The following is a 25,554-nucleotide window of genomic DNA, read 5'->3' as shown; positions in this document are numbered from 1 at the left end:
GGCCCGGGCCCCCCCCGGGCGGGGGCACCCGGCCCCCCGCGGCCCCCCCCGCCCCCCCCCCTTGCGGGGGCGGCCCCGGGGGCCCGGCCCCGTCGCCGCTTTCCGGGTCAGTGCCCGGGGTGGTGGACGAACCGGTAGGTGTCCCGGTCGAGTTCGGTGACCTGGACGCCGATGGCGGCGGGCCCGGCGATCCGGGCGCGCAGGGCGGCGAGCACCCGGGCGGTCAGTTCGGCGCGCTGCTCGGCGCTGCGGCCGGCCAGGATCTTCACCTCGACCAGCACCACGGCCTCGCCGCTCGTCCCGTCGCCGACCCGGTGGCCGCCGGCGGGGCGGAAGAGCGTCTTGCAGTCCGCCACCGTGGTGTCGATCACCTCGGTGATCGCCTGGTGGACCTCGGCGGCCAGCGCCGTCCGGTCGAAGTCGAGTTCGGCCGAGTGGTCGACCAGGATCTGCGGCACGGGAACCTCCGGGAGTCGTTGCCGGGACGCCGCCGACGCTACCGGACGGGCCCCGAGCGCAAACCCCGGGCCCCGGCGCGGGGTGCGGCGCCGGGGCCCGGGGCTGTCCGGTGGAGCGGTGGCCGGGTCAGCAGCCGAAGTCGACCTTGCGGAAGGTCACGTAGTGGTCGGCGGTGTAGTAGTCCTCGTGGTACTGCTTGCCGGTGACGATGCGACGGGTGCCGCGGGTCGGCGAGCCCGGGGTGACCACGGTGTACTCGTGGTAGTAGCCGGTCGCCTGCGCGGGCAGCACGCGCTCCTTGTTCTGGAAGACGACGCCGTCCTGGCTGTACGGGAAGGGACCGCCGGAGGCGATCAGGTTGAGGGTGGTGTGGGCCTGGGAGGGCAGGGCCGACAGGCACACCGAGCCGCTCACCGCGGCGTGCGCCTCGGTGGCGACGGCGATCGGCGCGAGGGTGACCAGGGCGACGGTGGCGGTGGCGGCGACGCGGGTCTTCCACGCGCGTAGAGTTCGGGTCATGACAACCAGGATGGCGATCCTCCGGGCCCTCCGGAAGCCCCGTTCCAACTCTTCACCTCCGGTCAACTTCGCTGTCCCTCCCAGGACTTGACCAGGTCAGCCGCGCGACAGCACCAGCGACTGGACCGACGCCAGCCGGCGCCAGTCACTGGAGACGATGCTCGCGTGCGCCTTCGCCAGCTGCTCGGTGCGGGCCCTCGCCTGGTCGGCCGTCGGGTCGGTGGCACTGATCTCCGGGGCGACCAGGTGGGAGTCCGTCATCACCAGCAGGTAGTGGGCGTTGTCGTACCAGGCGGTGTCGATGGTCCTGACGAAGGTGGAGGCGTCGCCGTCGAAGACCACGAACCAGGGCCGGATCGAGGTGTCCGCGCCGGTGTACTGGCTCCGCGGGTCGCCGGTGGCGGCGCCGAGCACGGACGGGAAGACCTGCGCCTGGCCGATCCGGCCCGCCGCCGCCAGGTCGCGCAGGTGCCGGCCCTGCTCCACGTCGGTGTGCAGGGTGTCGAAGGGGTTGCCCAGCTCGACGGTGCCCGGGATCGCGTACAGCAGCACCTTCCCGGCCAGCGCCGAGCGGCGCGGCCAGTTGCCCGCCCGCACCGCCTCGTCGACGCTCGCGTACGAGCCGCCGCCGGGCTTGGCCAGCAGGTCGGCCGGGCGCAGCACGGCGGAGCCCAGGTGGTCGGCGATCAGCGCGTCCAGCTGGTCCGGGCCCATCCCGAGGTCGGCCGAGTAGCCCGGCTTGAGCTCCAGCTTGATCACCAGCGGCCCGGCGCCCGGGTGCGCGGCGAGCCAGACCCGGACGTCGTCCAGGCAGTTCTCCAGGTACTGGTCGGTGCTGCCGCCGTACAGCTGCGCGGGGGTGCTCGCGGCGGTGCAGTTGTTGGAGTTGCCGAACGGGTTGGAGTGGCTGACCTGCCACCGCTTGGTGAAGATGTTCGGCCAGAGGTCCAGCTCGATCATCCCGGTGCCGGTGTCCAGGCCCTGGGCGAGGTACGGGAAGGCCGCCGGGTCGTAGGTGTTGTGGAGGCCGACGGTGGTCGCGGAGCCGAACGGCAGGTCGCCCGGCCCGGCCGTGGTGGCGTCCGCCGGGGCGGTCGGGATCAGCGCGGCCGCGGCGGCGATCAGGCCGGCGGCCAGGAGTCCGGTCAGGGTGCGGCGTACGGTCATCGGAACGGTCCCCCAAGTCGTGGGATGCCGGCCGCCCTGCTCCCGGGCAGCCTGACGAAGCATCGCCCGCCCGGGCGTGCTCAGGATGAAGAAGGCACGACAATAGCGTGACGGCTGCACCGCTTCTCCCCCGCTCCCCTCCCCTTCCTCCACGCGCTCCGCACCCGTCCCACCCGCCACGCCCGGGACGGTGACGGAACGTCATGGCGTCGGAGCCGCGGGTTAGCGTGGCCCGCGAAACGGGGCGCGGCCGACCGGTGCGCGCCGAGGCGCCGAGCGGCGGAGGCTGCGATGTCCCTGGTCCGGGTCCACAACTTCTCGATCTCCCTGGACGGCTACGGCACGGGCGAGGGCCAGAGCCTCGACGCGCCGTTCGGCCACGCCGGCGGCCGGCTGCACAGCTGGTTCTTCGGCACCCGGACGTTCCGGCGGATGCAGGGCGAGGAGGGCGGCAGCACCGGCGTGGACGACGCGATCGCCCGCACCTGGGCCGACGGCATCGGCGCGGAGATCATGGGGCGCAACAAGTTCGGCCCGCAGCGCGGACCCTGGCAGGACGAGGACTGGCGGGGCTGGTGGGGGCCGAACCCGCCGTTCCACACCCCGGTCTTCGTGCTCACCCACCATCCGCGCCCCTCGGTGGAGATGGACGGCGGGACGGTCTTCCACTTCCTGGACGCCTCCCCCGAGGAGGCGCTGCGCCGGGCCAGGGAGGCGGCCGGCGGCCTGGACGTGCGGATCGGCGGCGGCCCGAGCAGCGTCCGCGCCTTCCTGGCCGCCGATCTGGTCGACCACCTGCACGTGGTCGTGGTGCCGGTGCTGCTCGGCCGGGGCGAGCGGCTCTGGGACGGGCTCGAAGGGCTGGAGCAGCGCTTCCGCACCGAGGCGGTGAGCAGCCCGAGCGGCGTCACCCACCTCACCTTCACCCGGCCGTAGCCGGCCCCCGTGCGAACGACGGCGGCCTCCCCGCGGGTACGGGGAGGCCGCCGTCGTGCGGTGCTACCGGATCAGACCCGGTCGGCCGCGATCAGCACGTACTGGAAGGAGCCGTCCTTGTAGGACTCGATGAACGCCTCCTCGATGCCGGTCACCAGCGAGGTGGTGTTCCGCAGCTCCCAGTAGGGCAGGGTGTCCGGCGTCAGGTCGATGACGGCCTGCGGCACCAGGCGGTTGTCGGCCATCGCCCGCAGGTACTCGCGGCGGGAGTGGATGTTGCACTCGAAGTGGGCGTTGATCTGCGAGACCCACTTCGAGGGCTGGCCGTAGCGCGGGTTCCAGCAGCCGGTGATGGTCACGTACCGGCCGCCGACGCTCAGCACCCGGGAGTGCTCGGCGAACAGGTCGTGCAGGTCGACGTACATGCTGGACTCGTTGTTCCAGGAGCCCGCGACCGAACCGGTCTCGATGGGCATGTTCAGCATGTTGGCGACCTGGGAGCGGACGAACCCGCCGATGCCCAGCTCGGCGGCGCGCTTGTTGCCGAAGTCGGCCTGCTGGGTGGAGAGGGTCAGGCCCTCGACCCGGCAGCCGAAGCGCTGGTGGGCCATCACCATCGAACCGCCGCGGCCGCAGCCGGCGTCGACCAGGGTGTGGTCGGCGCGGATGTCGCCGAGGTGGCCGAGCAGCACGTCGGCCTGGGCGGACTCCAGCCGGTGCAGCTCGGCGATCACCTTCTTCTCGCGCTCGGCGTCGGCCGGGTCCCCGATCGCGGCCTGGTCGATCGCGCCGATGCCGTAGTGGTGGTGGTAGAGGCCGTCGACGTCACCCAGGCGGAGGTTGACCGGACGGGCCTCGTGGTCCCAGTAGCGCGCGATGTCGCCCTGGTACGGAGTCGCCGGGCCGGGGATGGTGTTGCCGGGGGTGGTGATGTCGTCGGTCACGGACATGGGTCAGCTCCTAGCGGATGGTCAAGGGGTCGGTCATCAAGGGAAATGCGCTGCCGGCGGGAGGTGGTGCCCCCGGAGGGGCCGGTGTCACCAGAAGTCGGGCAGGGTGTAGCGGTAGGTGTTGGTCTGGTGCCAGTAGTGGTTGCCGTCGACCCACGCGGACACACCGCGCAGGAACCGTACGAGTGTCGGCACCGGGCAGGACACGGCCAGGGCGGCCGCCTCGGCCTCGAAGGCCAGCATCAGCTCGTTGTGGACCTCGACCGCCTTCAGGTAGCCCTCCTTGCGGGAGACGCCCTCACGCTCGGAGATCACCACCGGCAGGTTCAGGTGCAGTCCGGGGCTGGCCAGCTCCTTCATGTACGAGTACAGGTCGTTGACGATGGTGGTGGCGTTGCCGGCCAGTGCGATCACCCGCTGCATGGCGGGCAGCGCGTGCAGCTCGGCGGGCAGCTCGTAGCCGCCGACGGTGTCCGTGATCGTCGGGCAGGGGCGGAAGTTGTTGAACTGGCGCATGGCCAGGTACTCCCACACCTCCGGGACGTGGTCCGCCTGGTCCCAGGAGGCCTCTGCCAGGTACCCGAGGTGCAGCCGCGCCATGTCGTGCCGGAACCGGTCCGACTGGGAGGGCGTGGCGGCCCGGGTGAAGTACTCCATCGCCGAGTGGTAGGCGCGCCGGGGCGCGTCCGAGCTCAGCGAGGCCTCCCAGCCGGGGTGGTACTCCGACGTGGTGTGCAGCGGGTCCAGCGCGGTGTGCGCGAGCAGCAGGCGGCTGCCCAGGCCGATCGGCGAACCGCCGAGGTCCTCGCAGTAGCAGTCGTCCACCGCGTTCTCGGCCACCATCAGGCGGGCCGCGAGCATCAGGTGGTCGACGCTCGGCGCGTCCGGGTGGCAGGCCACCATGTAGCGCCCGGTGGAGAAGCCGTTGAAGTCCTTCTCCCACTCCGGCGGGTAGAGCTCGATCTCCTCCATCGCCCAGGCCTTGAGCTTCGCGCTCAGCGCCTCCACCCGCACCGGGTCGGGCTCGGCGACCGGGTGGTGGTAGAGGCCGGGGATCGGGTCGCCGCTCCGGGGCTTGCCGCCGCTCGGCGCCTCGGCGGCCGACCCGGCGGCGGCCGACCCGGCGGCGGCCGGGGTCGGGGTCGCGGCGGGTGGGACGGGCAGGACGTGGGCGGACGGCGCCCGGAACCCGGGCGTCGCCGCCGCGGTCTCGGTCACCGTCGTGGCCTCGGTCACGGTCGCGGTCGCCTCGGGCGCCGGGACCACCTCGACCGGGACCTCGGGCGTCGGAGCCTGGGGCGCCGAGGCCTCGTCCGCCGGGGCCTGCGGCCTGAACTGCAGCCCGGAGGTGCCCAGTCCGCTGGGCCCGCGCAGGATCCGTTCGATCGCGGGGGAGCTCATGGGCCCACCACCGGGGCGGTGACGGGCCCGGATGGTGTGTCCGGCCTGGCGCACAGGGGCATGGAGCCTCCTCTGAAGGGGGTCGCACAATATGACGGGTCGTCATCCCACCCGCCTCGAACGGGATCTCCGGTCTCCGGCCCCGTCTCGCTCGGTTCACCACCGTAGGCGCGAAGGCGCGTTCCGCATCGCACCAGACGATCTTCATCACCCGATAGGGTGAACGTTCCCCATGCGGGTGTTTGGGCGCGCCCCCGTCGTGCATCACCCCGCCCCGCACCTGGGCACTCCTGTCACGAACCCGCCCGCCGAGCCGCCCGTCCGCGCGTCAACTTGCCGCCACTCGCGCGTGTCCCGCTCCCGCCGGCCGCGTCGTCCCGCTCGTGGCGCGGGCTGTTCGAACGCGAAACGAAATCACCCACGGTCGCCCGCCGAGGCCGGTCGATCGCCCCGGGCCGGGCCCGGTGCGCGGCCGGGCGCGTAAGGCGGGACAGAATGGGCACGGCGCCGTCGAGGAGGCGGGGCCAGGAAGGAAGACCAGCGCATGGAGAGCCAGGCCCGCAGCCGCACCGCACTCGTGGAGCAGCTCATGGAGCGCTATCCCGACGTGCCCCGGGAGGCGGTGATCAAGGAGGACCTGCTGCGCGGCGGCATGGCCTTCGACGAGTCCGCGCTGAGCGGCAGCGCGGGCGCCGACGGGGGCGGCGAGGTCAAGCCGAAGTCGTACTTCATCTTCTCCTTCGACCACCGCACGCTGCCCGAGCTGGGCGCGGCCGCGCTCAACCGGCCGCCGGAGGAGGTCGTGCTGACCGGCGGGCCGTACGGGCTGCGCCGCACGGTGGTGTCGGTGCGGGTGAACCCGGACTCGCCGTACCGGGTCGGCGCCGGGGACGACGGCACGCTCGGCCTCTACCTGGACGGTGCGCGGATCGCCGACGTCGGCCTGCCGCCGATGCCGGACTACTACCGGCACACGCTGGCCAACGGGAAGTCGGTGATGGAGGTCGCCCCGACCATCCAGTGGGGCTACCTGATCTACCTCACGGTGTTCCGGGTCTGCCAGTACTTCGGCGCCAAGGAGGAGTGCCAGTACTGCGACATCAACCACAACTGGCGCCAGCACAAGGCGGCCGGCCGCCCGTACACCGGGGTCAAGCCGGTCGATGAGGTGCTGGAGGCGCTGGCGATCATCGACCGGCACGACACCGCCCGGGCCTCGCAGGCGTACACCCTCACCGGTGGCGCGATCACCTCGCACGTCGGCGGCCGGGACGAGGCCGACTTCTACGGGCAGTACGCCAAGGCCATCGAGGAGCGCTTCCCCGGCCGCTGGATCGGCAAGGTGGTGGCCCAGGCGCTGCCGCGCGAGGACGTCCAGCGCTTCCACGACTACGGCGTGCGGATCTACCACCCCAACTTCGAGGTGTGGGACAAGCGGCTGTTCGAGCTCTACTGCCCCGGCAAGGAGCGCTACGTCGGCCGGGACGAGTGGCACCGCCGGATCCTCGACTCCACCGAGGTGTTCGGCCCGGAGAACGTGATCCCCAACTTCGTCGCGGGCGTGGAGATGGCCGAGCCCTTCGGCTTCACCACGGTGGACGAGGCGATCGCCTCCACCGAGGAGGGCCTGCGCTTCTTCATGTCCCGCGGCGTGGTGCCGCGCTTCACCACCTGGTGCCCCGAGCCCACCACCCCGCTCGGCAAGGCCAACCCGCAGGGCGCGCCGCTGGAGTACCACATCCGGCTGCTGCAGACCTACCGGGGCACCCTGGAGGAGTTCGGCCTCTCCTCCCCGCCCGGGTACGGCCCGGCGGGCCCCGGCAAGGCCGTGTTCTCGGTGAGCTCCTTCATGGACTCGCTGACCGGCTGAGGACCCGCCCCGGTGGTGCGGGCCGCGACGCCCGCACCACCGGGCGCCGTCAGCCCGCGTGCTGCGGGCGGACGGTGAGGATCTGCTCGGCCCGGCCCAGCGGCCCGCGGACGTCGTGCAGCACGGTGCTGGTGACGCCGTGCCCGGCCGGGCCGAAGCTGACGCTGGTGTCCAGGCCGGTCCAGCCGCCCTCGGGGCGGCGGTGGAAGTGGATCGTCAGGTCGGTGTTGGGGAACATCCACTCGGTGGGGCTCTGCCGCACGGCGATGCCGTTGGCGGTGTCCACCAGCATGACGAAGGAGGCGTGCGGGCCGCTGGGCTCCCCGGCGACCAGCTCGACCGGGGTGGAGAGCCAGGCGGCGGCGCGGCCCGGGGCGCTCTCCCGGCGGCGGACGTCGATCGAGGCGATGTAGCCGCCGCCCCAGACCCCGCGCATCGTCCAGGGCTCGAACTCCTCGGGCGCGGGCAGCGGCTCGTCGTGGGTGCCGGCGACGGCGGTGGTGTCCAGCTCGGCGAGGAACCAGGCGCGGGCCCGGACCACGGCGCGCCCGCCGATCGTCACGGTGGCCTCGACCAGCTCGATGGTGCGGCCGGGGCGGACGGTCTCCACCGTGATCTCGCACTCGTCGAGGGCGATCAGGCCGAGTATGTCGTAGCTGATCCGGGCCAGCGCCAGGCCGTCGGCGGGGCGGCCGGTCCCCTGCTGGTCGGCCCTTCGCTGGTCGGCCCGGTACCGGTCGATGGCGTGCACGATCAGGCCGCCGAGCGGGCTGAAGTGCTGCTCGTCGGGGTGCCAGGCGCCCTGCGCCTGCACGGTGGGCTTGTAGGTGTGGTCGCCGGTGCGCTGGTAGTAGCTGTCGGGCGCGGCGTTGGGGGTGGTCACGTGCGCTTCTCCTCGGGCCGGATCGCTGGCTGCCGGGCGGGCGCCGCCGGGGTACGACGGCGCCCGACCTCGGCGTTCAGGATCGTAAGGGGCCGAACCGCCCGCGCGGCGTCACGGGTGACGCATCCCACACCCCCGGGGGATCCGGCCGGTCAGTGCGCGGCGAGCGGGTAGTGGTCGGAGAGGTCGGTGTAGGTGTAGCTCTTGCCCCAACTGCTGACCGTCCAGGGCGCACTGTGCACCCGGACCACCTCGTTGACGTACTGCTGCGGGCGGGCGTGGTCGGCCCGGTAGAGGACGTAGTCGAGGTCCTCCTTGGGCTCGCCCGGGTAGCGGTAGGCGGCGATGGAGTTGTCGACGGTGTCGAAGGAGTTCGGCCAGCCGGTGCGGGCGGAGGCCGGGGCGAGGTTGCCGTTGCTCAGCAGCGCCTGGTACTCGGAGCCGTGCGAGTCGATGTTGAGGTCGCCCGCGACCAGGACCGGCTCGTCGGCCGGGATCCGCTTGGCGTCCAGGAAGGCGCGCATCGCGGTGAGCTGCTTGGCCCGGATGTCCGCGGCCTGGCCGCTCGCGCAGCCGGAGTCGGTGGACTGGAGGTGGGTGCCGACCACGTGGGTGCGGCGGCCGTTGACGTCCAGCACCGCGTAGGCGAAGCCCTTGTTGGAGAACCAGTCCGAGCCGCAGGCGTCCTTGAAGACGTACTGCTCCTTGCGCAGGATCGGCCACTTGCTGAGCAGGGTGACGCCGCCGTCCTCGGGGGTGGTGGAGCTGTAGCTGCCGGAGGTGGCGTCCCAGCCGCTGGTGGAGCGGCCGACCACCGGCGTGTGGTACGGGTAGGCGGCCGAGGCCTTGGCGGTGAGCGCGTCGGAGGCCGCGTTGTCGAAGGCCTCCTCCAGCACGACCACGTCGTGGCCCTGGAAGAAGTCCGCCGAGGCGATGGCCTGCGCCCGGTACTGCTGGCCCCAGTTGGGGTAGAGCGAGGTGCTCATCAGGAAGGTGTTGTAGGTCAGCACGTCGAGCGGGGGCGCGGTCGTCGGGGCGGTCTCGGCCGAGGCCGGGGCGGCGCCGAGCACGGCGAGGACGGTGGCGGCGGCACCGGCGGCGAGGGTGCGGCGGACGGACGACAGGGGCATCGGGCCTCCAGGAGGGCATCGCGGGTGTTGTCGTGGACCCGTCGGGTCAAGGGATGTTGTGTATCCAACTCGGCTCCCCGCACGGCCCGCAAGACAGCGGGCGAGCATGTGATGAACTCGTCGGTAACACCCGCGTCGAGGGCCTGACGGGCGGTCACCGCCCCGCCCCTCCGTACCGCGTGCCGGGAGCGGCGGTCAGACTGTCCCCAGCACCACGGAAGAACGGACGGGGGAAGGCATGGCCCGCAGGAAGAAGCAGAAGAGGCCGCTCGCGGAGGGGGTGGTCCGGCCGCCGAAGCGGGTCCGCAGGCGCCCGGAGCCGCAGCTGTCGCCGAAGGCGGTCCGCCGGACGGCCTGGCTGGTCGGGGTGCTCACCCCGGTGCTGATGGTCGGCCTGGCCGCGCTCGGCAGCAACCCGGACTACGAACTCCCCTGCGGCATCCTGGCGTTCGTGGTGCTCTCGGCGGGCGTCATCGGGCTCGGCTTCGTCCGGCCCCGCGGCCTGGTCATCTGGCCGGCCGTCCTGTTCGGCGTGCTGCTGCTGGCGCTGCCGGCGGGGAGCATCCGGGCGCAGATCCTCGCCGACCGCGGGGTGGAGACCGCGGTGGTGGTCACCGCGGCCCACAGCGCCAAGGACAAGAACGGCACCGTCAGCTGGACCTGCGACCTCCGCCGCGCCGACGGCCGGCCGCTGCCGCACGCCCGGGTCGGCGGCTTCGGCTGCTCGGCGTACGCCGTCGGCGACACCGAGAACGTCCTGGTCGACCCGGCGGGCTGGGCCCCGCCGGTCTCCCTGGACGAGGACCTCCCGTTCCGCCGCGGCGGCGTCTACGTCACCGCGGCGCTGGCCGTCCTGTGGGGCCTGCTCACCCTGGTCGCGGCGCGCCGCACCCTGCGGGATCCGGGCGCCGCGGCCGGTCAGCGGGGCGGCAGGTAGCGCACCAGGACGTCGGAGCCGGTGCCGTTCAGGGCGCCGAACAGCAGGGTGGTGCCGAACGCGTCCACCGCGGGCGCGAAGGACGGGCCGACGCCCTCGGCGACCCGCTCGACCAGGCCGGTCCGCAGGTCCCGCCGGAAGAGGTCCGGGGCGCCGTTGGTGTCGCCGGGCACCAGGCCGGCGTCGTCCGAGACGAAGTAGACCCAGCGGTCGTCCGCCGTCATGACGCCCGGCTGGGTGCCGGCGGGGGCCACCTCGGTGACCGCCCCGGTGCGCAGGTCGCGGGCGAGGAGCGGGACGCGGGTGGCGCCCTGGCCGGGCTCGAACACCCGGAACAGCGCGAACCGGCCGTCGGGGCTCAACCGGCTCTGCCGCACGGCGTCGCGCAGGGTGCCGCTCGCGTCGACGCTCGCGCCCTCGATCCGGCCGGTGCGGGTGTCGTGGACGTAGAGCGGGAAGAGCTGGCGGGCGGGCGGCGGCTTCAGGGCGGGCCGGGCGGTCGGGCCGGTCGCGGCGGCCGGCAGTAGGTTGGCCGCCTTCGACCGGAACGCGACGGTCCGGCCGTCCGCGCTGAGCGAGGGCTCCACCGAGCCGCCGTCGGCGGGGGCGCCGCCCTGCCCGGTGCTGACCAGCCGGGTGCCGCCGGTCCGGCGGTCCGTCAGGTAGACGTTGGCGGTGCCGGCCGCCGCCCCGGGGGCGAGGTCGGCGCGGTCCGAGGAGTAGGCGACGAAGCGGCCGTCGGCGCTGATCGCGGGGCTGACGGAGTTTCCGGCGCCGGTGCCGGCGGTGACCAGCTCGGTGCGGCCGGTCAGGCGGTCGCGGACGTAGACGTCGGTGCGGCCGCTGCCGTTCCCGGGGACGGCGTTGGCGGCGTCGCTGCTGAAGGCGACGTACCGGCCGTCGGCGCTGATCGCCGCCTGGCTGGTGGAGCCGTCCAGCTGGGTGCCGTCGTCGGCGAGGCTGACCCGCTCGGTGTGCCGCGTCCACAGGTCGCGGACGAAGACGTCGTAGAGGCGGTTGGTGTCCCCGGGCACCAGGTTCGAGGCCAGCGAGGTGAACAGGGCGTACCGGCCGTCGGCGCTCAGCCCGAGCGGCTCGGACCAGTCGTCGGCGGGCGCGCCGTCGGGGCTCACGTTCACCCGGACCGGGTCACCGCTCGCGGACGCGGATCCGGACGTGAGCGTGAGCGTGGCCGCGGGCTCGGGCCGCGCGTGGGCCGCCGGTGCCGCGGTGCCCGCCAGCAGCGCGGCCGCCAGGACACAGACCACCCGGAGCGTCGTCGTCTTCATGGGCTCCCCTCCCCTTGGATTCCTCGTGGATTCCCCCGCACTCCCCCGTCCCCCCAGGGGGAAGCCAACCCTCCGGTCGTGGCCACGGTCAACCCGGCCACCCCCGAGACGGGTACGATCTCGCCAACTCCCCTCCACATCGGGCGTGTTCCCGCTCTTCCTTGCCGGTTCGGCAAAAACCCCTTGGCCGTGGGCGGCCACCGGTGCGAGGGTCCGGGAATGACCGTTGACGAACCCTTTGCCCTGCCGACGGCCCTGCCCGGCGGCCTGCTCCTGCGCGAGTCCCGGCCGGAGGACGAGGAGCGGATCGGCGCGCTGCTCACGGAGCGCGGCGACCCGGGGGACGCGCTCGACCACCGCCTGGTGGTCGAGGACCCGGACGCCGGCCGGTCGGCCAGCGCCGTGGTGGTCGACGGCGACCGGGTCGTCTCCACCGCCACCCTGCTGGACGAGGAGCTGCGCCTCGGCGGTGTCCGACTGCCCGCCGGGCAGGTCGACATGGTCGCCACCGACGGGGAGTACGAGGGCCGCGGCCTGGTCCGGGCCCTGCTGCGATGGGCGCACGCACGCTCCGCCGCGCGCGGACACGTGGTCCAGGTGATGATCGGAATCCCGTACTTCTACCGGCTGTTCGGCTACGAGTACGCGATCGACATCCCGGTCTCGCGGCCGCTGCTCACCGCCCCGCCCAGCATCGGCGCCGGGGACGCCCCCGCGCTGCGCACCGCCCGAGCGGCGGACCTGCCCGCCCTGGCCGCGCTCCAGGAGCAGGCGCAGCGCGGCTTCGACCTCGCGATGGGCCACGCCCCCGCCCGCTGGCGCTGGCTGCTGGCGCACGAGGCGAGCACCCTGCGGGTGGTCGAGCGCGCGGGCGAGGTGGTGGCGGTGGGCCGCACCACCCCGGTGGACGACGGCGAGTTCCACCTGGTCGAGGCGGCCGCCGCAGACGAGCGGGCGGCGCGCGAACTGCTGGCCGGTGTGGCGGCGTTGGCGCCCGAGGCGCGGCTCCAGGTGGTGCACCGGCCCGGCACCCTGCCGGCCACCGTCTGGCACGGGCTGCTGGACGACACCCCGCGCCCCGAGGCGGAGCAGTACTACGTCCGCATCCCCGATCCGGCCGTGCTGCTCGACCGGCTGCGCCCCCTGTTCCGCCAACGCCTCGCCGCCGCCGGCCTGGACCGCGCCGACGGCGAACTGCTGCTCTCCACCTACCGCGCGCACTACCGGATCCCGCTCGGCGCGCAGGAGCCGGGCGAGGTGGTCACGGGCGGCACGATGCAGGGCACGGGCCCGGGCGGCGGCGTGGGCGTGGCGCCGGACGCGCTGGCGGCGCTGCTCTTCGGGCCGTACGGGCTGGAGGGGTTGAGCCGCATCCGGCCGGACGTGTACGGGCGTGGGGACGAGGAGCTGCACCGGGCACTGTTCCCGCCGCTGACGTCCGATCTGCTGACGTACTACCTGCCGTGACGTCCCGTCTGCCGGGCCCCGTCACGGGGACCCCGCCCTGTCGGGGCCCGGCGACCGGGGCGTAGGGTGCGCCCTGTGAACGAACTGATCTTCCGGGGGAAAGACAAGTTCCGCCCGTCCTGGTCCGACTTCGGCCTGCTCGCGGTCATCCTCGCGGCCCAACTCGTCATCGGCTACAAGAGGCTCGGCCTCGTCCCGACGCTCCTGATCGTCGCCGGGACCCTGGTGATCGCCGTCCCGAGCCGCTACGCCACCATGCGGTGCTGGAGCCGGGTCGGCGCCGACGGGATCACCCTCTGCTGGGGGCTCGGCCGTGGCCGCACCTACTCCTGGCAGCAGATCGCCTGGATCGACGTGCGGGAGACCAAGGGCTTCGGCATGAGCGAGGGCACGCGCGCGGCCCGGATCCACACCGTCGACGGCCGGCGCCGCTCGCTTCCGGCCCTCCAGAGCAGCACCTTCTACCCGTCGGCCGACTTCGACACGGACTTCCGCCGGGTCGTCAACTGGTGGGAGCTCAGCACCGAGCCGGGCGAGCGCGTCCGGCCGGGCGCCCAGGTGCGGGACCGGCTGACGCCGGTGAAGGTCGGGCTCCTGGCCTCCGTCGTCCTCGGCGCCGTCATCCTCGTCGACGTCCTGCGGTAACCACCGGAACTCCCGGTTCGGCTCCGGTTCCCGGGTGGGAGCCGGAGCCGACCTGTGTTTCCGCGCGACCGAAGCGCCATCGGCGCACCGCGGTGCCGCCGGTCAGTCGACCACGGTGACCGTGAAGCCCTCGGGCGCCCGCAGCCGGACCGCGCCGGTGTGGTCGGTGGTCACCTCGATCGGCAGTCCGGCCACCGTCAGCCCGTCGATCCGCAGCGACTCGTACCCGGCGGGCACCCGCGCCCGGACCGTCAGCCGACGGCCCGGTGCGTCGGCCTCCAGGCCGAGCAGCGACTGGAGGACCGTCACGGCGGAGGCGGCGGCCCAGGCCTGCGGGCGGCAGGACGCCGGGTACGGGACGGGACGGGCGTAGTGCTCGCGCGGGTGGCCGCCGAAGAGCTCGGGCAGCCGGTGGTCGAAGCCCGCGGCGGCACGCACCAGTCCGGCGGCCAGCGGCTCGGCGGCCTCGTGCAGTCCGGCCTTGGCGAGGCCGTGGACGGCGATGGCGCTGTCGTGCGGCCAGACCGAACCGGTGTGGTAGCCGAGCGGGTTGAAGCCGGCCGCGGCGGCGTCCAGGGTGCGCAGCCCGTAGCCGCTGTCCATGCCCGGGGCGGTGAGCCGGGCGGCGACCAGGGCGCTCTCCTCGGCGTCGAGCAGGCCGGTGCCGAGCAGGTGGCCCATGTTGGAGGCGATCGAGTCGACCCGGCGCTTGTCCCCGTCGAGGGCGACCACCGGGTAGCGGCCGTTTCCGTCCTCGGTCCAGAAGCTGTCGCGGAAGCGTTCCCGCAGCCGCTCGGCCCACTGCCGCCAGTACTCGGCGCCGGGCCGGCCGAAGGCCTCCAGCAGGTCGGCCGCCTTGACCGCCGCCTCGTGGGCGTAGGCCTGGACCTCGCTGAGCGCGATCGGGGCGTCGGCGATCCGGCCGTCGCGGAAGCGGATGCTGTCGGAGGAGTCCTTCCAGCCCTGGTTGGACAGGCCGCTGCCGGTGCTGTCCACGTACTCCAGGAAGCCGTCGCCGTCCGCGTCGGCGTACCGCTCCAGCCAGTCGAGGGCGGCCTCGGCGTGCGGGAGGAGGTCCTCGACCTGGTCGGCGGGCAGGCCCCAGCGCCAGGCGTCGTGCAGCAGGACGAGCCAGAGCGGGGTGGCGTCGGCGGTGCCGAAGTAGCAGGGCGGCAGGTGGGCGCCGGTGTCGAGGTGCTGCCCGGCGCGGCGGACCTCGTGCAGGATCTTGCCGGGCTGCTCCTCGGTGGCCGGGTCGACGGCGCGGCCCTGGCGCCGGGCCAGGGTGCGCAGGGTGCCGGCGGCGAGCTCGGTGCCGAGCGGGAGGAGCATCCGGGCCGCCCAGAGCGAGTCGCGGCCGAACAGGGTGAGGAACCAGGGCGCGCCGGCGCCGAGGAAGGTGTCGGCGGGGCTCAGCGGGTCGGTGAGCAACAGGCCGCGCAGGTCCTGGTGGGAGCGGGCGAGCCAGTGGCCGAGGTGGTGTTCGCGGCCGGTGACCTCGGGGGTGCGCCAGGGGGCGGCGTCGGCGGGCGGGGCGGGGAAGAGGTCGCCCTCGGCGTGTTCGGCGGTGCACTCCAGGACGGCGTGCCAGGACTGGCCGGGGGCGAGTTCGATGTCGTAGCCGGCGGTGCCGGTGGCGGGGTCGAGGTGGTCGGGGGCCGGGGTGAGGGCGAGGACGGCGGTGAGCGGGCCCCGGCTCCAGCGCAGTGCGTCGTCGCCGTCGGCGCCGGGGGTCAGCGGGGTGTCGGCGCGGCCGGCCTTGACGGTGTCCATCGCGGCGAAGTCGCTCTCGGCGCGCAGGTCCAGGCGCAGCCGGGCGGTGAGGTCGCCGCCGTTGTGGACGGTGTAGCGCTCGGTGAGGCGTCCGGGGGCGAGTTCGCGGCGGCGTTCCAGGGTGGTGGCGGGGTCGGCGGTCCGCTCGGCGAGGCCGCGCAGCACGGTGACGAAGGTGGTGCTGCCGTCCGGGCCCTCGGCGGTGGCGACGGGTGCGTTGGGGACGCCGGGGACGGTGGCCTCCAGGCGGGAGAGGATCCGGCGGTCCCCGTGGAAGAAGCCGTCCGCTCCCCCGGCGAACCGGCCGTCGGGGCGGGAGGCGCAGAAGCTCGGGGCGGCCACGGAGAGCCGGGCGTCGTGCAGGAACGGCTGCAGGTCAATCGCTTCCATCGCTGACATGGTCTCTTCATCCTCTGCTGGGGGCTTGACAGTTGCTTCCATCCGGGCGCAACCTTTCTGCCGTTGGAGCGTTCCAAGACATTAACCCCCCTGGTGGGGATGATGGAACCCCGGATTGGAACGCTCCAACATTCATGTCGATGGAGACAGAACCTAGGATCGCCGTCATGCATGCACACTCATCGCCCCGGCCCAGGACAGGGTCCGCCGTGACCCTCGAAATGGTCGCCGCCCGGGCCGGCGTGGGCCGCCAGACGGTCTCCAACGCGATCAACTCGCCCGAGCTGCTGCGCCCGCAGACGCTGGAGCGGGTCCGGCGCGCCATCGACGAGCTCGGCTACCGGCCGCACCGGGCCGCGCAGGCCCTGAAGACCAGGGCCAGCCGGCTGATCGGCTACGGCATCCGCTCCAGCAGCACCGGCGTCGCGACCCCCGTCCTGGACCGGTTCCTGCACTCGCTCTCCGAGGCCGCCGACCGGGCCGGCTACCGGGTGGTGCTGTTCGCCGTCGCCCCCGGGGACGACGAGCTCACCAGCTACCGGCAGCTGCTGGACGAGCACGGCGCGGACGGCTTCGTGCTCAGCGGCACCGACCGCGGCGACCGCCGCCAGGGCTGGCTGCACGAACAGGGCGTCCCGTACGTCGCCTTCGGCCGCACCTGGAGCGGCCGGGACGTCGGCGACTGGGTCGACGTGGACGGCGCCGCCGGGACCTCGGCCGCCGTCCGGCACCTCGCCGGGCTCGGCCACCGCAGGATCGGCTTCCTCGGCTGGCCCAAGGGCTCCGGCGTCGGCGACGACCGCGCCCGCGGCTGGCAGAGCACGATGCGCGAACTCGGCCTGCCCACCCGGGGCCGCCGGGCCGAGAGCCCGGACGACCCGGAGCGCGCCACCGAGGCCGCCGAGCGGCTGCTCGCGGCCGGCGCGACCGCGGTCGTGGCCGCCAGCGACACCCTGGCCCTCGGCTGGTACCAGGCGCTGCGGCACGACGGCCGCACCCCCGGCCCGGAGGCGGCCGTCATCGGCTTCGACGACTCGCCGATCGCCCCCCTGCTCTTCCCCTCGCTGTCCAGCCTCGCCCAGCCGCTCGACGCGGTCGGCCGCGAGTGCATGCGGCTCCTGCTCGACCGGCTCGGCGACCGGCAACGGCCGACCGAACACGTCCTGCTGGAACCGGAACTGGTGCTCCGCGAAAGCGTGTGACACCGCTCCCCCGAGCCGTCTCCGACCCATCCCCCCACCCTCGCAAGGAGATCACGCATGGCCACCTCCCGCACCCTCGCCGCGGCCGCCGTCTGCGCGGCCGTCGCCCTCGGCGCCGTCACCGGCTGCTCCTCCTCCGGCGGCTTCGGCGACTCGACGGCCAAGCAGTCCTCCGGCGGCAAGCAGGACCTGACGGTGCTGATCGCCACCTCCGGCGAGGCCGAGACCGCCGCGGTCAAGGCGGCCACCGCCGCCTGGGCACAGCAGACCGGCAACACCGTCACGGTGCAGATCGCCAGCAACATCAACCAGCAGCTCGGCCAGGCCCTCGCCGGCGGCACCCCGCCGGACCTCTTCTACGTCAACTCCGACCAGTTCGCGAACTACGCCAAGGGCGGCTCGCTCTACGCCTACGGCGACCAGATACCCGACGCCGCGGACTTCTCCGAGCAGCTGCGCAAGGCCTTCAGCAACGACGGCAAGCTCACCTGCCTGCCCAAGGACAGCTCCACCCTGGGCCTGGCGATCAACACCGACCTCTGGAAGCAGGCCGGCCTGACCGAGGCCGACTACCCCACCACCTGGCAGCAGCTGTCCGACGACGCCGCCAAGCTCACCAAGGACGGCGTCACCGGCCTCGTCACCGCCCCCGACTACCAGCGGGTCGGCGCCCTGCTGAAGGAGGCCGGCGGCTGGATTACCGACCCCGAGCAGAAGACGATGACCGCCGACAGCCCGGCCAACAAGCAGGCCCTGGAGTACCTCCAGTCCATGATGAAGGCCGGCTCCGCCAAGTACGTCGCCGAGGTGGACGCCGGCTGGGGCGGCGAGGCGCTCGGCAAGGGCAAGGCCGCGATGACCATCGAGGGCAACTGGCTGAAGGGGGCGATGGCCAAGGACTTCCCGAACGTCCCGTACAAGGTGCTCCCGCTGCCCGCCGGCCCGGCCGGCCCCGGCACCCTCGCCTTCAGCAACTGCTGGGGCATCGCCGCCAAGAGCACCCACCAGGCCGCCGGCGTCGACCTGGTCAAGCACCTGACCAGCGCCGACCAGGAGCTGGAGTTCTCCAAGGCCTTCGGCGTGATGCCCTCGCGCACCAGCGCGCTGGCCGCCTACGCCCAGCAGTACCCGGAGTCCAAGGCCTGGGTCGACGGCGTCGCCACCTCCCAGCCGCCGGTCACCATCGCCGGGTTCAACCAGGTGCTCACCCAGTTCAACACCGACCTCCAGTCGCTGAAGACCGGCGACCCGGCGGCCGTCCTGGGCAGCCTCCAGCGCAACGGCGAGCAGGCGCTCAAGAATGCCAAGTAAGAGCGCCGCCCGTACCGACCGCACCGCCCGTACGGCCCGCACCGCCGGGACGAAGGCCGGGCGCGGCCTGCGCGAGGGAGCGTGGGGCTGGCTGTTCACCGGCCCCATGGTCCTCGTCCTCGGGCTCTTCATGGTCCTGCCCATCGCGATGGCCCTGTGGGTCAGCCTGCTGCACTGGGACGGCCAGTCCAATCCCTTCAGCGGCAGCGCGGACTTCGTCGGCCTGGACAACTACCGGCGGCTGTTCACCCAGGACGGCCTGGACCGCACCCTGTTCGCCACCTCGCTGCGCAACACCCTGTACTACGTGGTGCTGACCGTGCCGCTCCAGACGGGGCTGGCGCTCTTCCTCGCCATCGCCGTCAACCAGCGGATGCTGCGCGGCCGGGGCGCCCTGCGCACGGTGTTCTACTTCCCGTCCGTCACCAGCTCGATCGCCGTCTCGACGGTCTTCCTCTTCCTCTTCCAGGGCAGCGGCGCCGTCAACCGGATGCTCGGCTGGCTCGGCGTCCAGGGGCCGAACTGGTTCGCCGACCCGCGCGGACTGGTCTGGCTGGTCCTCGGCTGGTTCGGCGTCGACCAGCCCGCGCCGACCGCCGGCGGGCCGCTCGGACTCTCCTGGTCCGAGTGGTTCGCCGGGCCCTCGGTCGCGATGTCCACCCTGATCCTGATGGCGGTCTGGACCACCTCCGGCACCTTCATGCTGATCTTCCTCGCCGCCCTCCAGGACATCCCGCGCGAACTGGAGGAGGCCGCCGCCCTGGACGGCGTCAACCGCCGCCAACTGCTGCGCCACGTCACCCTGCCCGCGCTGCGGCCCGTCCTGTTCCTCGTCCTGACCCTCGGCCTGATCTCCACCTGGCAGGTCTTCGACCAGGTCTACGTGATGGGCAAGGGCGCCCCCGGCAACACCACCCTCACCCCCGCCTACCTGTCCTACTCCTCCGGCTTCGACAACGCCGACTACGGGCAGGGCGCCGCCATCGCGTTCGTCCTGCTCGGCCTGATCCTGCTGCTCACCGCCGTCCAGCGGTGGGTGCTGCGGGAACGGGACGGCAAGCCGGGGCGGAAGGGAGCCCGACGTGCCGCGCACTGACGCCCCGCGGGCCGAGGACCGGCCGGTCCTCGGCCGCTTCCCCCGACCGCTGCGCCTCCTCGGCTACGCGGCCCTGGCCGGCTTCGCGCTGATCTACCTGCTGCCGTTCCTGCTGCAGCTGGTGAACAGCTTCAAGACCGACCCGGACGCGGCCGCCCACCCGATGTCGCTGCTCCCGGACGGCGGCACCCTCGCCTCCTACCGGCGGCTGCTCGGGCTGGCGGACGGCGTGGAGAACGTCCCGTTCCTGCGCTGGCTGGGCAACAGCGTGGTGGTGACCGTCCTGGTCACGGCCGGCCGGGTGCTGTTCGACTCGATGGCGGGCTACGCGCTGGCCCGGATCAGGTTCCCCGGCCGGCGGCTGCTCTTCGGCTTCGTGCTCGCCGTGATGGCGGTGCCGGGCGTGGTGCTGCTGATCCCCAAGTTCCTGGTGCTGAAGAGCTTCGGCATGTTCGACACCTACAGCGGGATGGTCCTGCCCCTGCTGGTCGACGCCGCCGGGATCTTCATCATGAAGCAGTTCTTCGAGTCGGTGCCGCGAGAGATCGAGGAGGCGGCACGGATCGACGGCGCCGGGACCTTCCGGATCTTCTGGTCGGTCGTGCTGCCGATGTCCCGGCCCTCCCTGATCACCCTCACCGTGCTCTCCTTCCAGGGCTCCTGGAACGAGTTCACCCACTTCCTGGTCTCCACCCAGTCCAGCGACCACGACACCCTGACCACCGGACTCGCCCACTTCGTCGCCGGCGGCCTCGGCTCCGGCACCCAGTACCCGCTCAAACTGGCGGCCGCGCTCGTCTCCACCCTCCCGGTGGCGCTGCTGTTCTTCTGCTTCCAGCGGCACTTCGTGCGCGACGCCAACTCGGGCTCGTCCAAGGGCTAACCCCCGCTTTCTTCCCCTCTCCCATCCCTTCCGCACCACTCTGGAGAACGCCCGTGCCCGCCCGCATCGAGGACTACGCGCTGATCGGCGACATGCAGACCGCCGCCCTGGTCGGCCGGGACGGCTCCGTCGACTGGCTCTGCCTGCCCCGCTTCGACTCCCCGGCGGTCTTCGCCGGCCTGCTGGGGACCGACGAGCACGGCTTCTGGCGGCTCGGCCCGGGCGGCGACACCGCCGCCCCGGCCGTGCCCGCCGACCGCCGCCGCTACCGGGGCGACTCGCTGATCCTGGAGCAGGAGTGGGACACCGACGGCGGCACCGTGCGGGTGGTGGACTTCATGCCCCCGCGCGGTACCGCCGCCCCACAGCTGATCCGGATCGTCGAGGGCGTCTCCGGCACCGTGCGGATGCGCTCCGCACTGCGGATGCGCTTCTCCTACGGCCGGGTGGTGCCCTGGGTCCGCCGAGTCGAGGAGGGCGGGCAGTCGCGCACGGTGGCCGTGGCCGGCCCCGACTCCGTGTGGCTGGACGGCGAGGCCGAGACCTACGGCCGCGACCTCACCACCTATGCCGACTTCACCGTCACCGCCGGGGAGCGGATCGCCTTCGCCCTCACCTGGCAGGCCTCCCACCTCGACGCGCCCAAGCCCCCGGACGCCGAGGGCATGCTCGACGCCACCGCCGACTTCTGGCACGACTGGGCCGACCAGTGCACCTACCAGGGCCCCTACCGCGAAGCCGTGATCCGCTCCCTGATCACCCTCAAGGGCCTCACCTACGCCCCCACCGGCGGCATCGTCGCCGCCCCCACCACCTCCCTCCCCGAGGACATCGGCGGCGAACGCAACTGGGACTACCGCTACACCTGGCTGCGCGACGCCGCCATCACCCTCTCCTCCCTGCTGCGCACCGGCTACCGCGACGAGGCCAAGGCCTGGCGCGAATGGCTCCTGCGCGCCGTCGCCGGCGACCCCGAGAACCTCCAGATCATGTACGGCATCGCCGGCGAGCGCGAACTCACCGAGTCCTCCCTCGACTGGCTGCCCGGCTACGAGGGCTCCCAGCCCGTCCGCATCGGCAACGGCGCCGCCGGACAACTCCAACTCGACGTCTACGGCGAGGTCGTCGAAGCCCTCCACCTCGCCCACATGACCGGCCTCGTCCGCAACGACCACGCCCACCAGCTCCAACTGCGCCTCATCGACTACCTCGAGGACCACTGGCAGAACCCCGACGAGGGCATCTGGGAGGTCCGCGGCCCCCGCCGCCACTTCGTCCACTCCAAGGTCATGGCCTGGGTCGCCGTCGACCGCACCATCAAGCTCCTGGAGCAGGCCGACGAGCAGGGCCCGTTGGAGCGCTGGCGCGCGCTGCGCGACACCATCCACGCCGACGTCTGCGAACACGGCTACGACCCGGACCGCAACACCTTCACCCAGTCCTACGGCTCAGCCGAACTCGACGCCTCGCTGCTGCTGATCCCCCAGGTCGGCTTCCTGCCCCCGGACGACAAGCGCGTCATCGGCACCATCGAGGCCATCCAGCGCGAACTGTCCACCGAGGACGGCTTCGTCCTGCGCTACCCCACCGACGGCGGAGTGGACGGCCTGCCGGGCGACGAAGGCGCCTTCCTCGCCTGCTCCTTCTGGCTCGCCGACGCCCTCGCCCTGATCGGCCGCACCGACGAGGCCCGCGACCTGTTCGAGCGCCTGCTGTCGATCCGCAACGACCTGGGCCTGCTCGCCGAGGAGTGGGACCCGCGCCTCAAGCGCCAGGTCGGCAACTTCCCCCAGGCCTTCAGCCACGTCCCGCTGATCGACACCGCCCTGCGGCTCACCCAGCCCCTCGGCCCGGAATCCGGGGACACCACAGCTCCGTGAGACCGGCAGACCACAGGGCCGGGAAGTGATCAACACCACACTGGTTCCGCCTCTCGCCGGTGGTGCAGACTGAGCGCTTCGCGCACGCCCCACATCCGGGCGCGCGGATTCCGTTCAGGGGGATTTGATGGAACGTCGTACGGTTCTGCGTGGACTGGTGGGCCTGCCGGCCGGAGCGATGGCGGTGCTCTCCGCCGCCCGACCGGCCTGGGCCGACTTCACCACGACGGTGAATCCGTCGGCCAACTGGGGGACCTGGGAAGGGTGGGGCACCTCGCTCGCCTGGTGGGCCAACCAGCTCGGCCCCCGGGAGGACCTGGCCGATGTGCTGTTCAGCCGGAAGACCGTCCGGTTCCAGGGGCAGACGGTACCCGGGCTGGGGATGAACGTGGTCCGCTACAACGTCGGCGGCTCGGGAACGAACAGCATCGGCGGCCGGACGATGAAGCCCGGTCCGACACTGGACGGCTTCAAGCAGATCGAGGGCTACCAGCTCGACTGGGCCTCCGCGGACCCGCAGTCGTCCAGCTGGAACTGGAACGCCGACGCGCACCAGCGCGACATGATGTGGCTGGCCCGGGACCGCGGCGCCGACAGGTTCGAGCTCTTCAGCAACTCGCCGATGTGGTGGATGCTGAAGAACGACGACCCCCGCGGAGCGCCGGACGGCTGGAGCTGCAACCTGCGGGACGACAACTTCGGCCGCCACGCGGCGTACATGGCGACGGTGGCCCGGTACGCCCACGACCACTGGGGCATCGACTTCACCTCCGTCCAGCCGGTCAACGAGCCGGGGGCCAACTGGGGTGGCTACTCGCCGGACTTCGTCGGCGGACAGGAGGGCTGCCACTACGACCGGCCCCGACTGGCCGAGATCATCCGGCAGACCCGCACCCAGCTGGACGCGCGCGGCCTGCACTGGATGATGGTGGCGGGCCTCGACGACTGGGGCGTCGGCAGCGCCGCGTACAACTGGCACGACAACCCCGACTTCGACGCCGCCACCCGCGCGGCCGTGGGACGGGTGAACGTCCACGGCTACGACGTCGACGGTGACCGCGACGCGCTGTACAGGATGGTGGCGGCGGACGGCAAGAACATCTGGATGTCCGAGTACGGCGACGGTGACACCAGCGGCCTCCAGCTCGCCCGGAACCTCAACTTCGACCTGCGCTGGCTGCACCCCACGGCATGGGTCATCTGGCAGATCCTCGACTGGGAGAACTACGGGGCGATCACCCTCACCAACGGGGTGATCGGCGCGGTCAACCCGAAGTACTTCCTGCTCGCCCAGTACATGCGGCACATCCGCCCCGGCATGACGATCATCGACGCGGGCCACCCCGACGCCGTCGCGGCCTACGACAGCGTGAACCACAAGCTGGTCATCGTCGCCGTGAACTACGGCGAAGGACAGTGGATCAACTTCGACCTCTCCCGGTTCGGCAGGCCCGGACAGGACGGCGCCCTGGTCGAGCGGTGGGCCACCGGGACGGACGCCGGCGGTGAGCGCTACCAGCAGCACGCGGACACCGTGATGCGCGGCACCCGGTTCTGGTCCTACTTCAACGCCCGTACCGTGCAGACCTTCGAGGTCTCCGACGTCCACCTGTAGGACGTCCGCCGGCAAGGGGCCCCGCCCCGGTGCCCGCCCTGCCCGTCGACCCGGTCGGTCGACGGGCAGGGGCCGGGGCTCACTCCTGTACGGGCACGCACTCGGCGAGCAGGCCGACGATGTCGCGCCAGGCCCACTGGGCCTGCTGCGGGTGGTGGGCGACGCCGGGGAGCACGGCGTGGCCGACCGTCGGGTGGTGGAAGGCGTGCTGGGCTCCGCCGTAGACCACCAGGCGCCAGTCGACGCCCGCGGCCTGCATCTCGGCGGCGAAGGCGTCCCGCCGCTCGGCGGGCATGATCGGGTCCTCCGACCCGACCCCGGCCCACACCGGGCAGCGGATCCGGGCGGCCTCCCCCGGGCGGCCCGTGACCAGGCCGTTGACCGTCCCGATCGCCCGCAGGTCGACGCCGTCGCGCCCGAGTTCCAGCGCGATCGCGCCCCCGGTGCCGTAGCCGATGGCGGCGATCCGCTCGGGGTCGGTCCGCGGTTCGGCGAGCAGCACGTCGAGGGCCGCGTGGCCGATGCCCCGCATCCGGTCGGGGTCGTCGAGCAGCGGCATCACCCGCGCCAGCATCTCCTGCGGGTCGCTGATCCAGCGCCCGCCGTGGAGGTCGAAGGCCAGTGCCACGTAGCCCAGTTCGGCGAGGGCGTCGGCCCTGCGGCGCTGGAAGTCGTTCAGGCCCGGCCCCTCGGGCCCGATCAGGACCGCGGGCCGGCGGCCGGTTCCGGCGGGCAGCGCGAGGTGCCCGATCATCGTCATTCCGTCGGCCGGGTACTCGACCGTACGCGTGGTGACCATCGTCATGGAACGGGACTGTAGTGACGACCGGCCCCCGCCCGGGCCCGACTTAGCCATCGGCAGAGCGGGCGGTCCGTCGGCGGCCGCCGCTGCGCTTCGCGTCGGAGCGGCTCCGCTGCGTGAGAGACTGGCGCGGTCAGTGTGATCCCTGTGCAAGGAGTGGACATGGCCGACCGCCAGAACGGCACCGTGAAGTGGTTCAACGACGAGAAGGGCTACGGGTTCATCACCCCGGAGTCCGGCCCGGACCTGTTCGTGCACTTCAGGTCGATCGAGGGGGCCGGCTTCAAGTCCCTGGTCGAGGGCCAGCGGGTGACGTTCGAGGCGGTCCAGGGCCAGAAGGGGATGCAGGCCGACAAGGTCCAGGTCGTCGAAGGCTAGGGCGTGCACCGGGCCTGACGGGCGGCGGCCCGGCTACACCGGCCGCCGGCCGGTGGGCCTCTGCCACCGGTCCCGTGCCTCGTCCAGTTCGCGGCGGGCCCCGGGGATGCGCGTGTCCGCCTTCTGGCGGGCCAGCACGTCGGCGAGCCGGCGCCGGGCCTCCTCTTGGTCGGCCGTGTCCTCGACCGCTTCGCGCAGGTCGGCCTCGGCCCGGGGCACGAGCGCCTGGCGTTCGGCCGTGGCCGCCTTGGCGTCGGCGGCGGCGTTGAACACCTCGACGACGAACTTCCGGACCTCGGCCTCGGGCGTCCCGTCCAGCGGGACGGAGACCATCTGCCGACGGCCGGTCGGGAGCGCCACGTAGACGTGGCCGTCGGTGCCGGAGTACTCGTCGAGGAGCGCGACCTCGTGCAGCGGGTACTCCGCCGTACGGCCCTCGGCCGTCACCTCCAGTACTAGGGCCTGTCTTCGAACTCGCGTCGTCCGCCCGGAGGGCGGGCGGGGCGGCGTTGGGGTGCGTGCATCGCAAGGCGGAGGAGGGAGCCACTGCGGAGCATTGGCG

At 73.0% G+C, this 25,554-nt stretch carries 23 protein-coding genes; 12 read left to right on the top strand and 11 right to left on the bottom strand.

Annotated elements, in window-relative coordinates; genetic code table 11:
* Window positions 1-107: 107 nt before the first annotated feature.
* The 3 genes from ACFCY1_RS39730 to ACFCY1_RS39720 all read right to left on the bottom strand — a co-directional run bounded on the left by ACFCY1_RS39730 (window position 108) and on the right by ACFCY1_RS39720 (window position 2,145).
* Window positions 108-458, bottom strand: coding sequence for a 5-carboxymethyl-2-hydroxymuconate Delta-isomerase (locus tag ACFCY1_RS39730; protein WP_375877678.1), 351 nt, complete (start codon window positions 456-458; stop codon window positions 108-110).
* Window positions 459-585: 127 nt separating this feature from the next.
* Window positions 586-978: a ribonuclease domain-containing protein gene (locus ACFCY1_RS39725; protein WP_074003174.1), complete on the bottom strand. Its 393-nt coding sequence runs from the start codon at window positions 976-978 to the stop codon at window positions 586-588.
* Window positions 979-1,074: 96 nt separating this feature from the next.
* Window positions 1,075-2,145 carry a phosphatidylinositol-specific phospholipase C domain-containing protein gene (locus ACFCY1_RS39720; protein WP_063780152.1) on the bottom strand — a complete coding sequence of 357 codons (1,071 nt, stop codon included), beginning with the start codon at window positions 2,143-2,145 and terminating at the stop codon, window positions 1,075-1,077.
* 291 nt (window positions 2,146-2,436) lie between these two features.
* Between ACFCY1_RS39720 and ACFCY1_RS39715 the strand changes: the two genes are divergently transcribed.
* Window positions 2,437-3,081, top strand: coding sequence for a dihydrofolate reductase family protein (locus tag ACFCY1_RS39715; protein ID WP_074003175.1), 645 nt, complete (start codon window positions 2,437-2,439; stop codon window positions 3,079-3,081).
* Between the two features lie 71 nt (window positions 3,082-3,152).
* On the opposite strand, the gene ACFCY1_RS39710 is transcribed toward ACFCY1_RS39715, so the two are convergent.
* Together ACFCY1_RS39710 and ACFCY1_RS39705 are read right to left on the bottom strand one after the other, a co-directional pair.
* Window positions 3,153-4,031 (bottom strand): geranyl diphosphate 2-C-methyltransferase, encoded by an 879-nt coding sequence (locus ACFCY1_RS39710; RefSeq protein WP_074003176.1) that lies wholly within the window; start codon window positions 4,029-4,031, stop codon window positions 3,153-3,155.
* An 87-nt stretch (window positions 4,032-4,118) separates the two neighbouring features.
* Window positions 4,119-5,432: a family 2 encapsulin nanocompartment cargo protein terpene cyclase gene (locus ACFCY1_RS39705; RefSeq protein WP_375877677.1), complete on the bottom strand. Its 1,314-nt coding sequence runs from the start codon at window positions 5,430-5,432 to the stop codon at window positions 4,119-4,121.
* Window positions 5,433-5,976: 544 nt separating this feature from the next.
* Here ACFCY1_RS39705 and ACFCY1_RS39700 point away from each other — a divergent pair.
* Window positions 5,977-7,302: a radical SAM protein gene (locus ACFCY1_RS39700; protein WP_375877676.1), complete on the top strand. Its 1,326-nt coding sequence runs from the start codon at window positions 5,977-5,979 to the stop codon at window positions 7,300-7,302.
* Window positions 7,303-7,351: 49 nt separating this feature from the next.
* Here ACFCY1_RS39700 and ACFCY1_RS39695 read toward each other — a convergent pair whose 3' ends face one another.
* Complete coding sequence (locus ACFCY1_RS39695; RefSeq protein ID WP_049651570.1) at window positions 7,352-8,185, bottom strand: thioesterase family protein; 834 nt, start codon at window positions 8,183-8,185, stop codon at window positions 7,352-7,354.
* Window positions 8,186-8,337: 152 nt separating this feature from the next.
* Window positions 8,338-9,315, bottom strand: a complete 978-nt coding sequence (sph, locus tag ACFCY1_RS39690; RefSeq protein ID WP_049651569.1) for a sphingomyelin phosphodiesterase — start codon at window positions 9,313-9,315, stop codon at window positions 8,338-8,340.
* Between the two features lie 238 nt (window positions 9,316-9,553).
* Here sph and ACFCY1_RS39685 point away from each other — a divergent pair, with 238 nt between their 5' ends.
* On the top strand, window positions 9,554-10,252 hold the full coding sequence (locus tag ACFCY1_RS39685; protein ID WP_375877675.1) for a hypothetical protein: 699 nt from the start codon (window positions 9,554-9,556) through the stop codon (window positions 10,250-10,252).
* Here ACFCY1_RS39685 and ACFCY1_RS39680 read toward each other — a convergent pair.
* Window positions 10,234-11,541, bottom strand: coding sequence for a hypothetical protein (locus tag ACFCY1_RS39680; RefSeq protein WP_375877674.1), 1,308 nt, complete (start codon window positions 11,539-11,541; stop codon window positions 10,234-10,236). The genes ACFCY1_RS39685 and ACFCY1_RS39680 overlap by 19 nt on opposite strands.
* A gap of 219 nt (window positions 11,542-11,760) precedes the next feature.
* Here ACFCY1_RS39680 and ACFCY1_RS39675 point away from each other — a divergent pair, with 219 nt between their 5' ends.
* Both ACFCY1_RS39675 and ACFCY1_RS39670 read left to right on the top strand, forming a co-directional pair.
* On the top strand, window positions 11,761-13,008 hold the full coding sequence (locus ACFCY1_RS39675) for a GNAT family N-acetyltransferase (protein ID WP_375877673.1): 1,248 nt from the start codon (window positions 11,761-11,763) through the stop codon (window positions 13,006-13,008).
* Between the two features lie 75 nt (window positions 13,009-13,083).
* Window positions 13,084-13,653, top strand: coding sequence for a PH domain-containing protein (locus ACFCY1_RS39670; protein ID WP_375877672.1), 570 nt, complete (start codon window positions 13,084-13,086; stop codon window positions 13,651-13,653).
* Window positions 13,654-13,755: 102 nt separating this feature from the next.
* Here the strand turns inward: ACFCY1_RS39670 and ACFCY1_RS39665 are convergent, their stop codons facing one another.
* On the bottom strand, window positions 13,756-15,816 hold the full coding sequence (locus ACFCY1_RS39665) for a glycogen debranching N-terminal domain-containing protein (RefSeq protein ID WP_375877671.1): 2,061 nt from the start codon (window positions 15,814-15,816) through the stop codon (window positions 13,756-13,758).
* 218 nt (window positions 15,817-16,034) lie between these two features.
* Between ACFCY1_RS39665 and ACFCY1_RS39660 the strand changes: the two genes are divergently transcribed.
* From ACFCY1_RS39660 to ACFCY1_RS39635, 6 genes are all read left to right on the top strand, one after another.
* Entirely contained in the window at window positions 16,035-17,027 is a 993-nt protein-coding gene (locus tag ACFCY1_RS39660) for a LacI family DNA-binding transcriptional regulator (protein ID WP_310593080.1), read from the top strand.
* 57 nt (window positions 17,028-17,084) lie between these two features.
* A complete protein-coding gene (locus ACFCY1_RS39655) occupies window positions 17,085-18,338 on the top strand; it encodes an extracellular solute-binding protein (protein WP_375877670.1) in 1,254 nt (417 codons plus the stop codon).
* On the top strand, window positions 18,328-19,434 hold the full coding sequence (locus tag ACFCY1_RS39650) for a carbohydrate ABC transporter permease (RefSeq protein WP_259316331.1): 1,107 nt from the start codon (window positions 18,328-18,330) through the stop codon (window positions 19,432-19,434). Before ACFCY1_RS39655 ends, ACFCY1_RS39650 begins: the two co-directional genes overlap by 11 nt.
* A complete protein-coding gene (locus ACFCY1_RS39645) occupies window positions 19,421-20,317 on the top strand; it encodes a carbohydrate ABC transporter permease (RefSeq protein ID WP_079272266.1) in 897 nt (298 codons plus the stop codon). The genes ACFCY1_RS39650 and ACFCY1_RS39645 overlap by 14 nt, the downstream gene beginning before the upstream one ends.
* Window positions 20,318-20,370: 53 nt before the next feature.
* Entirely contained in the window at window positions 20,371-22,197 is a 1,827-nt protein-coding gene (locus tag ACFCY1_RS39640) for a glycoside hydrolase family 15 protein (RefSeq protein ID WP_375877669.1), read from the top strand.
* A 127-nt stretch (window positions 22,198-22,324) separates the two neighbouring features.
* The gene (locus tag ACFCY1_RS39635) at window positions 22,325-23,812 is read left to right on the top strand and encodes a glycoside hydrolase (RefSeq protein ID WP_375877668.1); all 1,488 of its coding nucleotides are present in this window, start codon (window positions 22,325-22,327) and stop codon (window positions 23,810-23,812) included.
* A gap of 79 nt (window positions 23,813-23,891) precedes the next feature.
* On the opposite strand, the gene ACFCY1_RS39630 is transcribed toward ACFCY1_RS39635, so the two are convergent.
* Complete coding sequence (locus ACFCY1_RS39630; protein ID WP_375877667.1) at window positions 23,892-24,617, bottom strand: dienelactone hydrolase family protein; 726 nt, start codon at window positions 24,615-24,617, stop codon at window positions 23,892-23,894.
* Window positions 24,618-24,776: 159 nt separating this feature from the next.
* On the opposite strand from ACFCY1_RS39630, the gene ACFCY1_RS39625 reads away from it, so the two are divergent.
* On the top strand, window positions 24,777-24,992 hold the full coding sequence (locus ACFCY1_RS39625; protein ID WP_049650536.1) for a cold-shock protein: 216 nt from the start codon (window positions 24,777-24,779) through the stop codon (window positions 24,990-24,992).
* 33 nt (window positions 24,993-25,025) lie between these two features.
* On the opposite strand, the gene ACFCY1_RS39620 is transcribed toward ACFCY1_RS39625, so the two are convergent.
* Window positions 25,026-25,439: a hypothetical protein gene (locus tag ACFCY1_RS39620; RefSeq protein WP_375877666.1), complete on the bottom strand. Its 414-nt coding sequence runs from the start codon at window positions 25,437-25,439 to the stop codon at window positions 25,026-25,028.
* Between the last annotated feature and the right edge of the window lie 115 nt (window positions 25,440-25,554).

It is taken from the genome of Kitasatospora sp. NPDC056273, from assembly GCF_042268845.1.
Lineage (GTDB): Bacteria > Actinomycetota > Actinomycetes > Streptomycetales > Streptomycetaceae > Kitasatospora.
The sequence above is the reverse complement of the archived record's forward strand: the minus strand, read 5'-3'. Positions and strand labels throughout refer to the sequence as shown.

Coding starts and splice junctions, on each gene's coding strand:
- ACFCY1_RS39725 (WP_074003174.1), bottom strand. CDS start 978: ATGACCCGAACTCTACGCGCGTGGAAGACCCGCGTCGCCGCCACCGCC.
- ACFCY1_RS39720 (WP_063780152.1), bottom strand. CDS start 2,145: ATGACCGTACGCCGCACCCTGACCGGACTCCTGGCCGCCGGCCTGATC.
- ACFCY1_RS39715 (WP_074003175.1), top strand. CDS start 2,437: ATGTCCCTGGTCCGGGTCCACAACTTCTCGATCTCCCTGGACGGCTAC.
- ACFCY1_RS39710 (WP_074003176.1), bottom strand. CDS start 4,031: ATGTCCGTGACCGACGACATCACCACCCCCGGCAACACCATCCCCGGC.
- ACFCY1_RS39705 (WP_375877677.1), bottom strand. CDS start 5,432: ATGAGCTCCCCCGCGATCGAACGGATCCTGCGCGGGCCCAGCGGACTG.
- ACFCY1_RS39700 (WP_375877676.1), top strand. CDS start 5,977: ATGGAGAGCCAGGCCCGCAGCCGCACCGCACTCGTGGAGCAGCTCATG.
- sph (WP_049651569.1), bottom strand. CDS start 9,315: ATGCCCCTGTCGTCCGTCCGCCGCACCCTCGCCGCCGGTGCCGCCGCC.
- ACFCY1_RS39685 (WP_375877675.1), top strand. CDS start 9,554: ATGGCCCGCAGGAAGAAGCAGAAGAGGCCGCTCGCGGAGGGGGTGGTC.
- ACFCY1_RS39680 (WP_375877674.1), bottom strand. CDS start 11,541: ATGAAGACGACGACGCTCCGGGTGGTCTGTGTCCTGGCGGCCGCGCTG.
- ACFCY1_RS39675 (WP_375877673.1), top strand. CDS start 11,761: ATGACCGTTGACGAACCCTTTGCCCTGCCGACGGCCCTGCCCGGCGGC.
- ACFCY1_RS39665 (WP_375877671.1), bottom strand. CDS start 15,816: ATGGAAGCGATTGACCTGCAGCCGTTCCTGCACGACGCCCGGCTCTCC.
- ACFCY1_RS39655 (WP_375877670.1), top strand. CDS start 17,085: ATGGCCACCTCCCGCACCCTCGCCGCGGCCGCCGTCTGCGCGGCCGTC.
- ACFCY1_RS39650 (WP_259316331.1), top strand. CDS start 18,328: ATGCCAAGTAAGAGCGCCGCCCGTACCGACCGCACCGCCCGTACGGCC.
- ACFCY1_RS39635 (WP_375877668.1), top strand. CDS start 22,325: ATGGAACGTCGTACGGTTCTGCGTGGACTGGTGGGCCTGCCGGCCGGA.
- ACFCY1_RS39630 (WP_375877667.1), bottom strand. CDS start 24,617: ATGACGATGGTCACCACGCGTACGGTCGAGTACCCGGCCGACGGAATG.
- ACFCY1_RS39625 (WP_049650536.1), top strand. CDS start 24,777: ATGGCCGACCGCCAGAACGGCACCGTGAAGTGGTTCAACGACGAGAAG.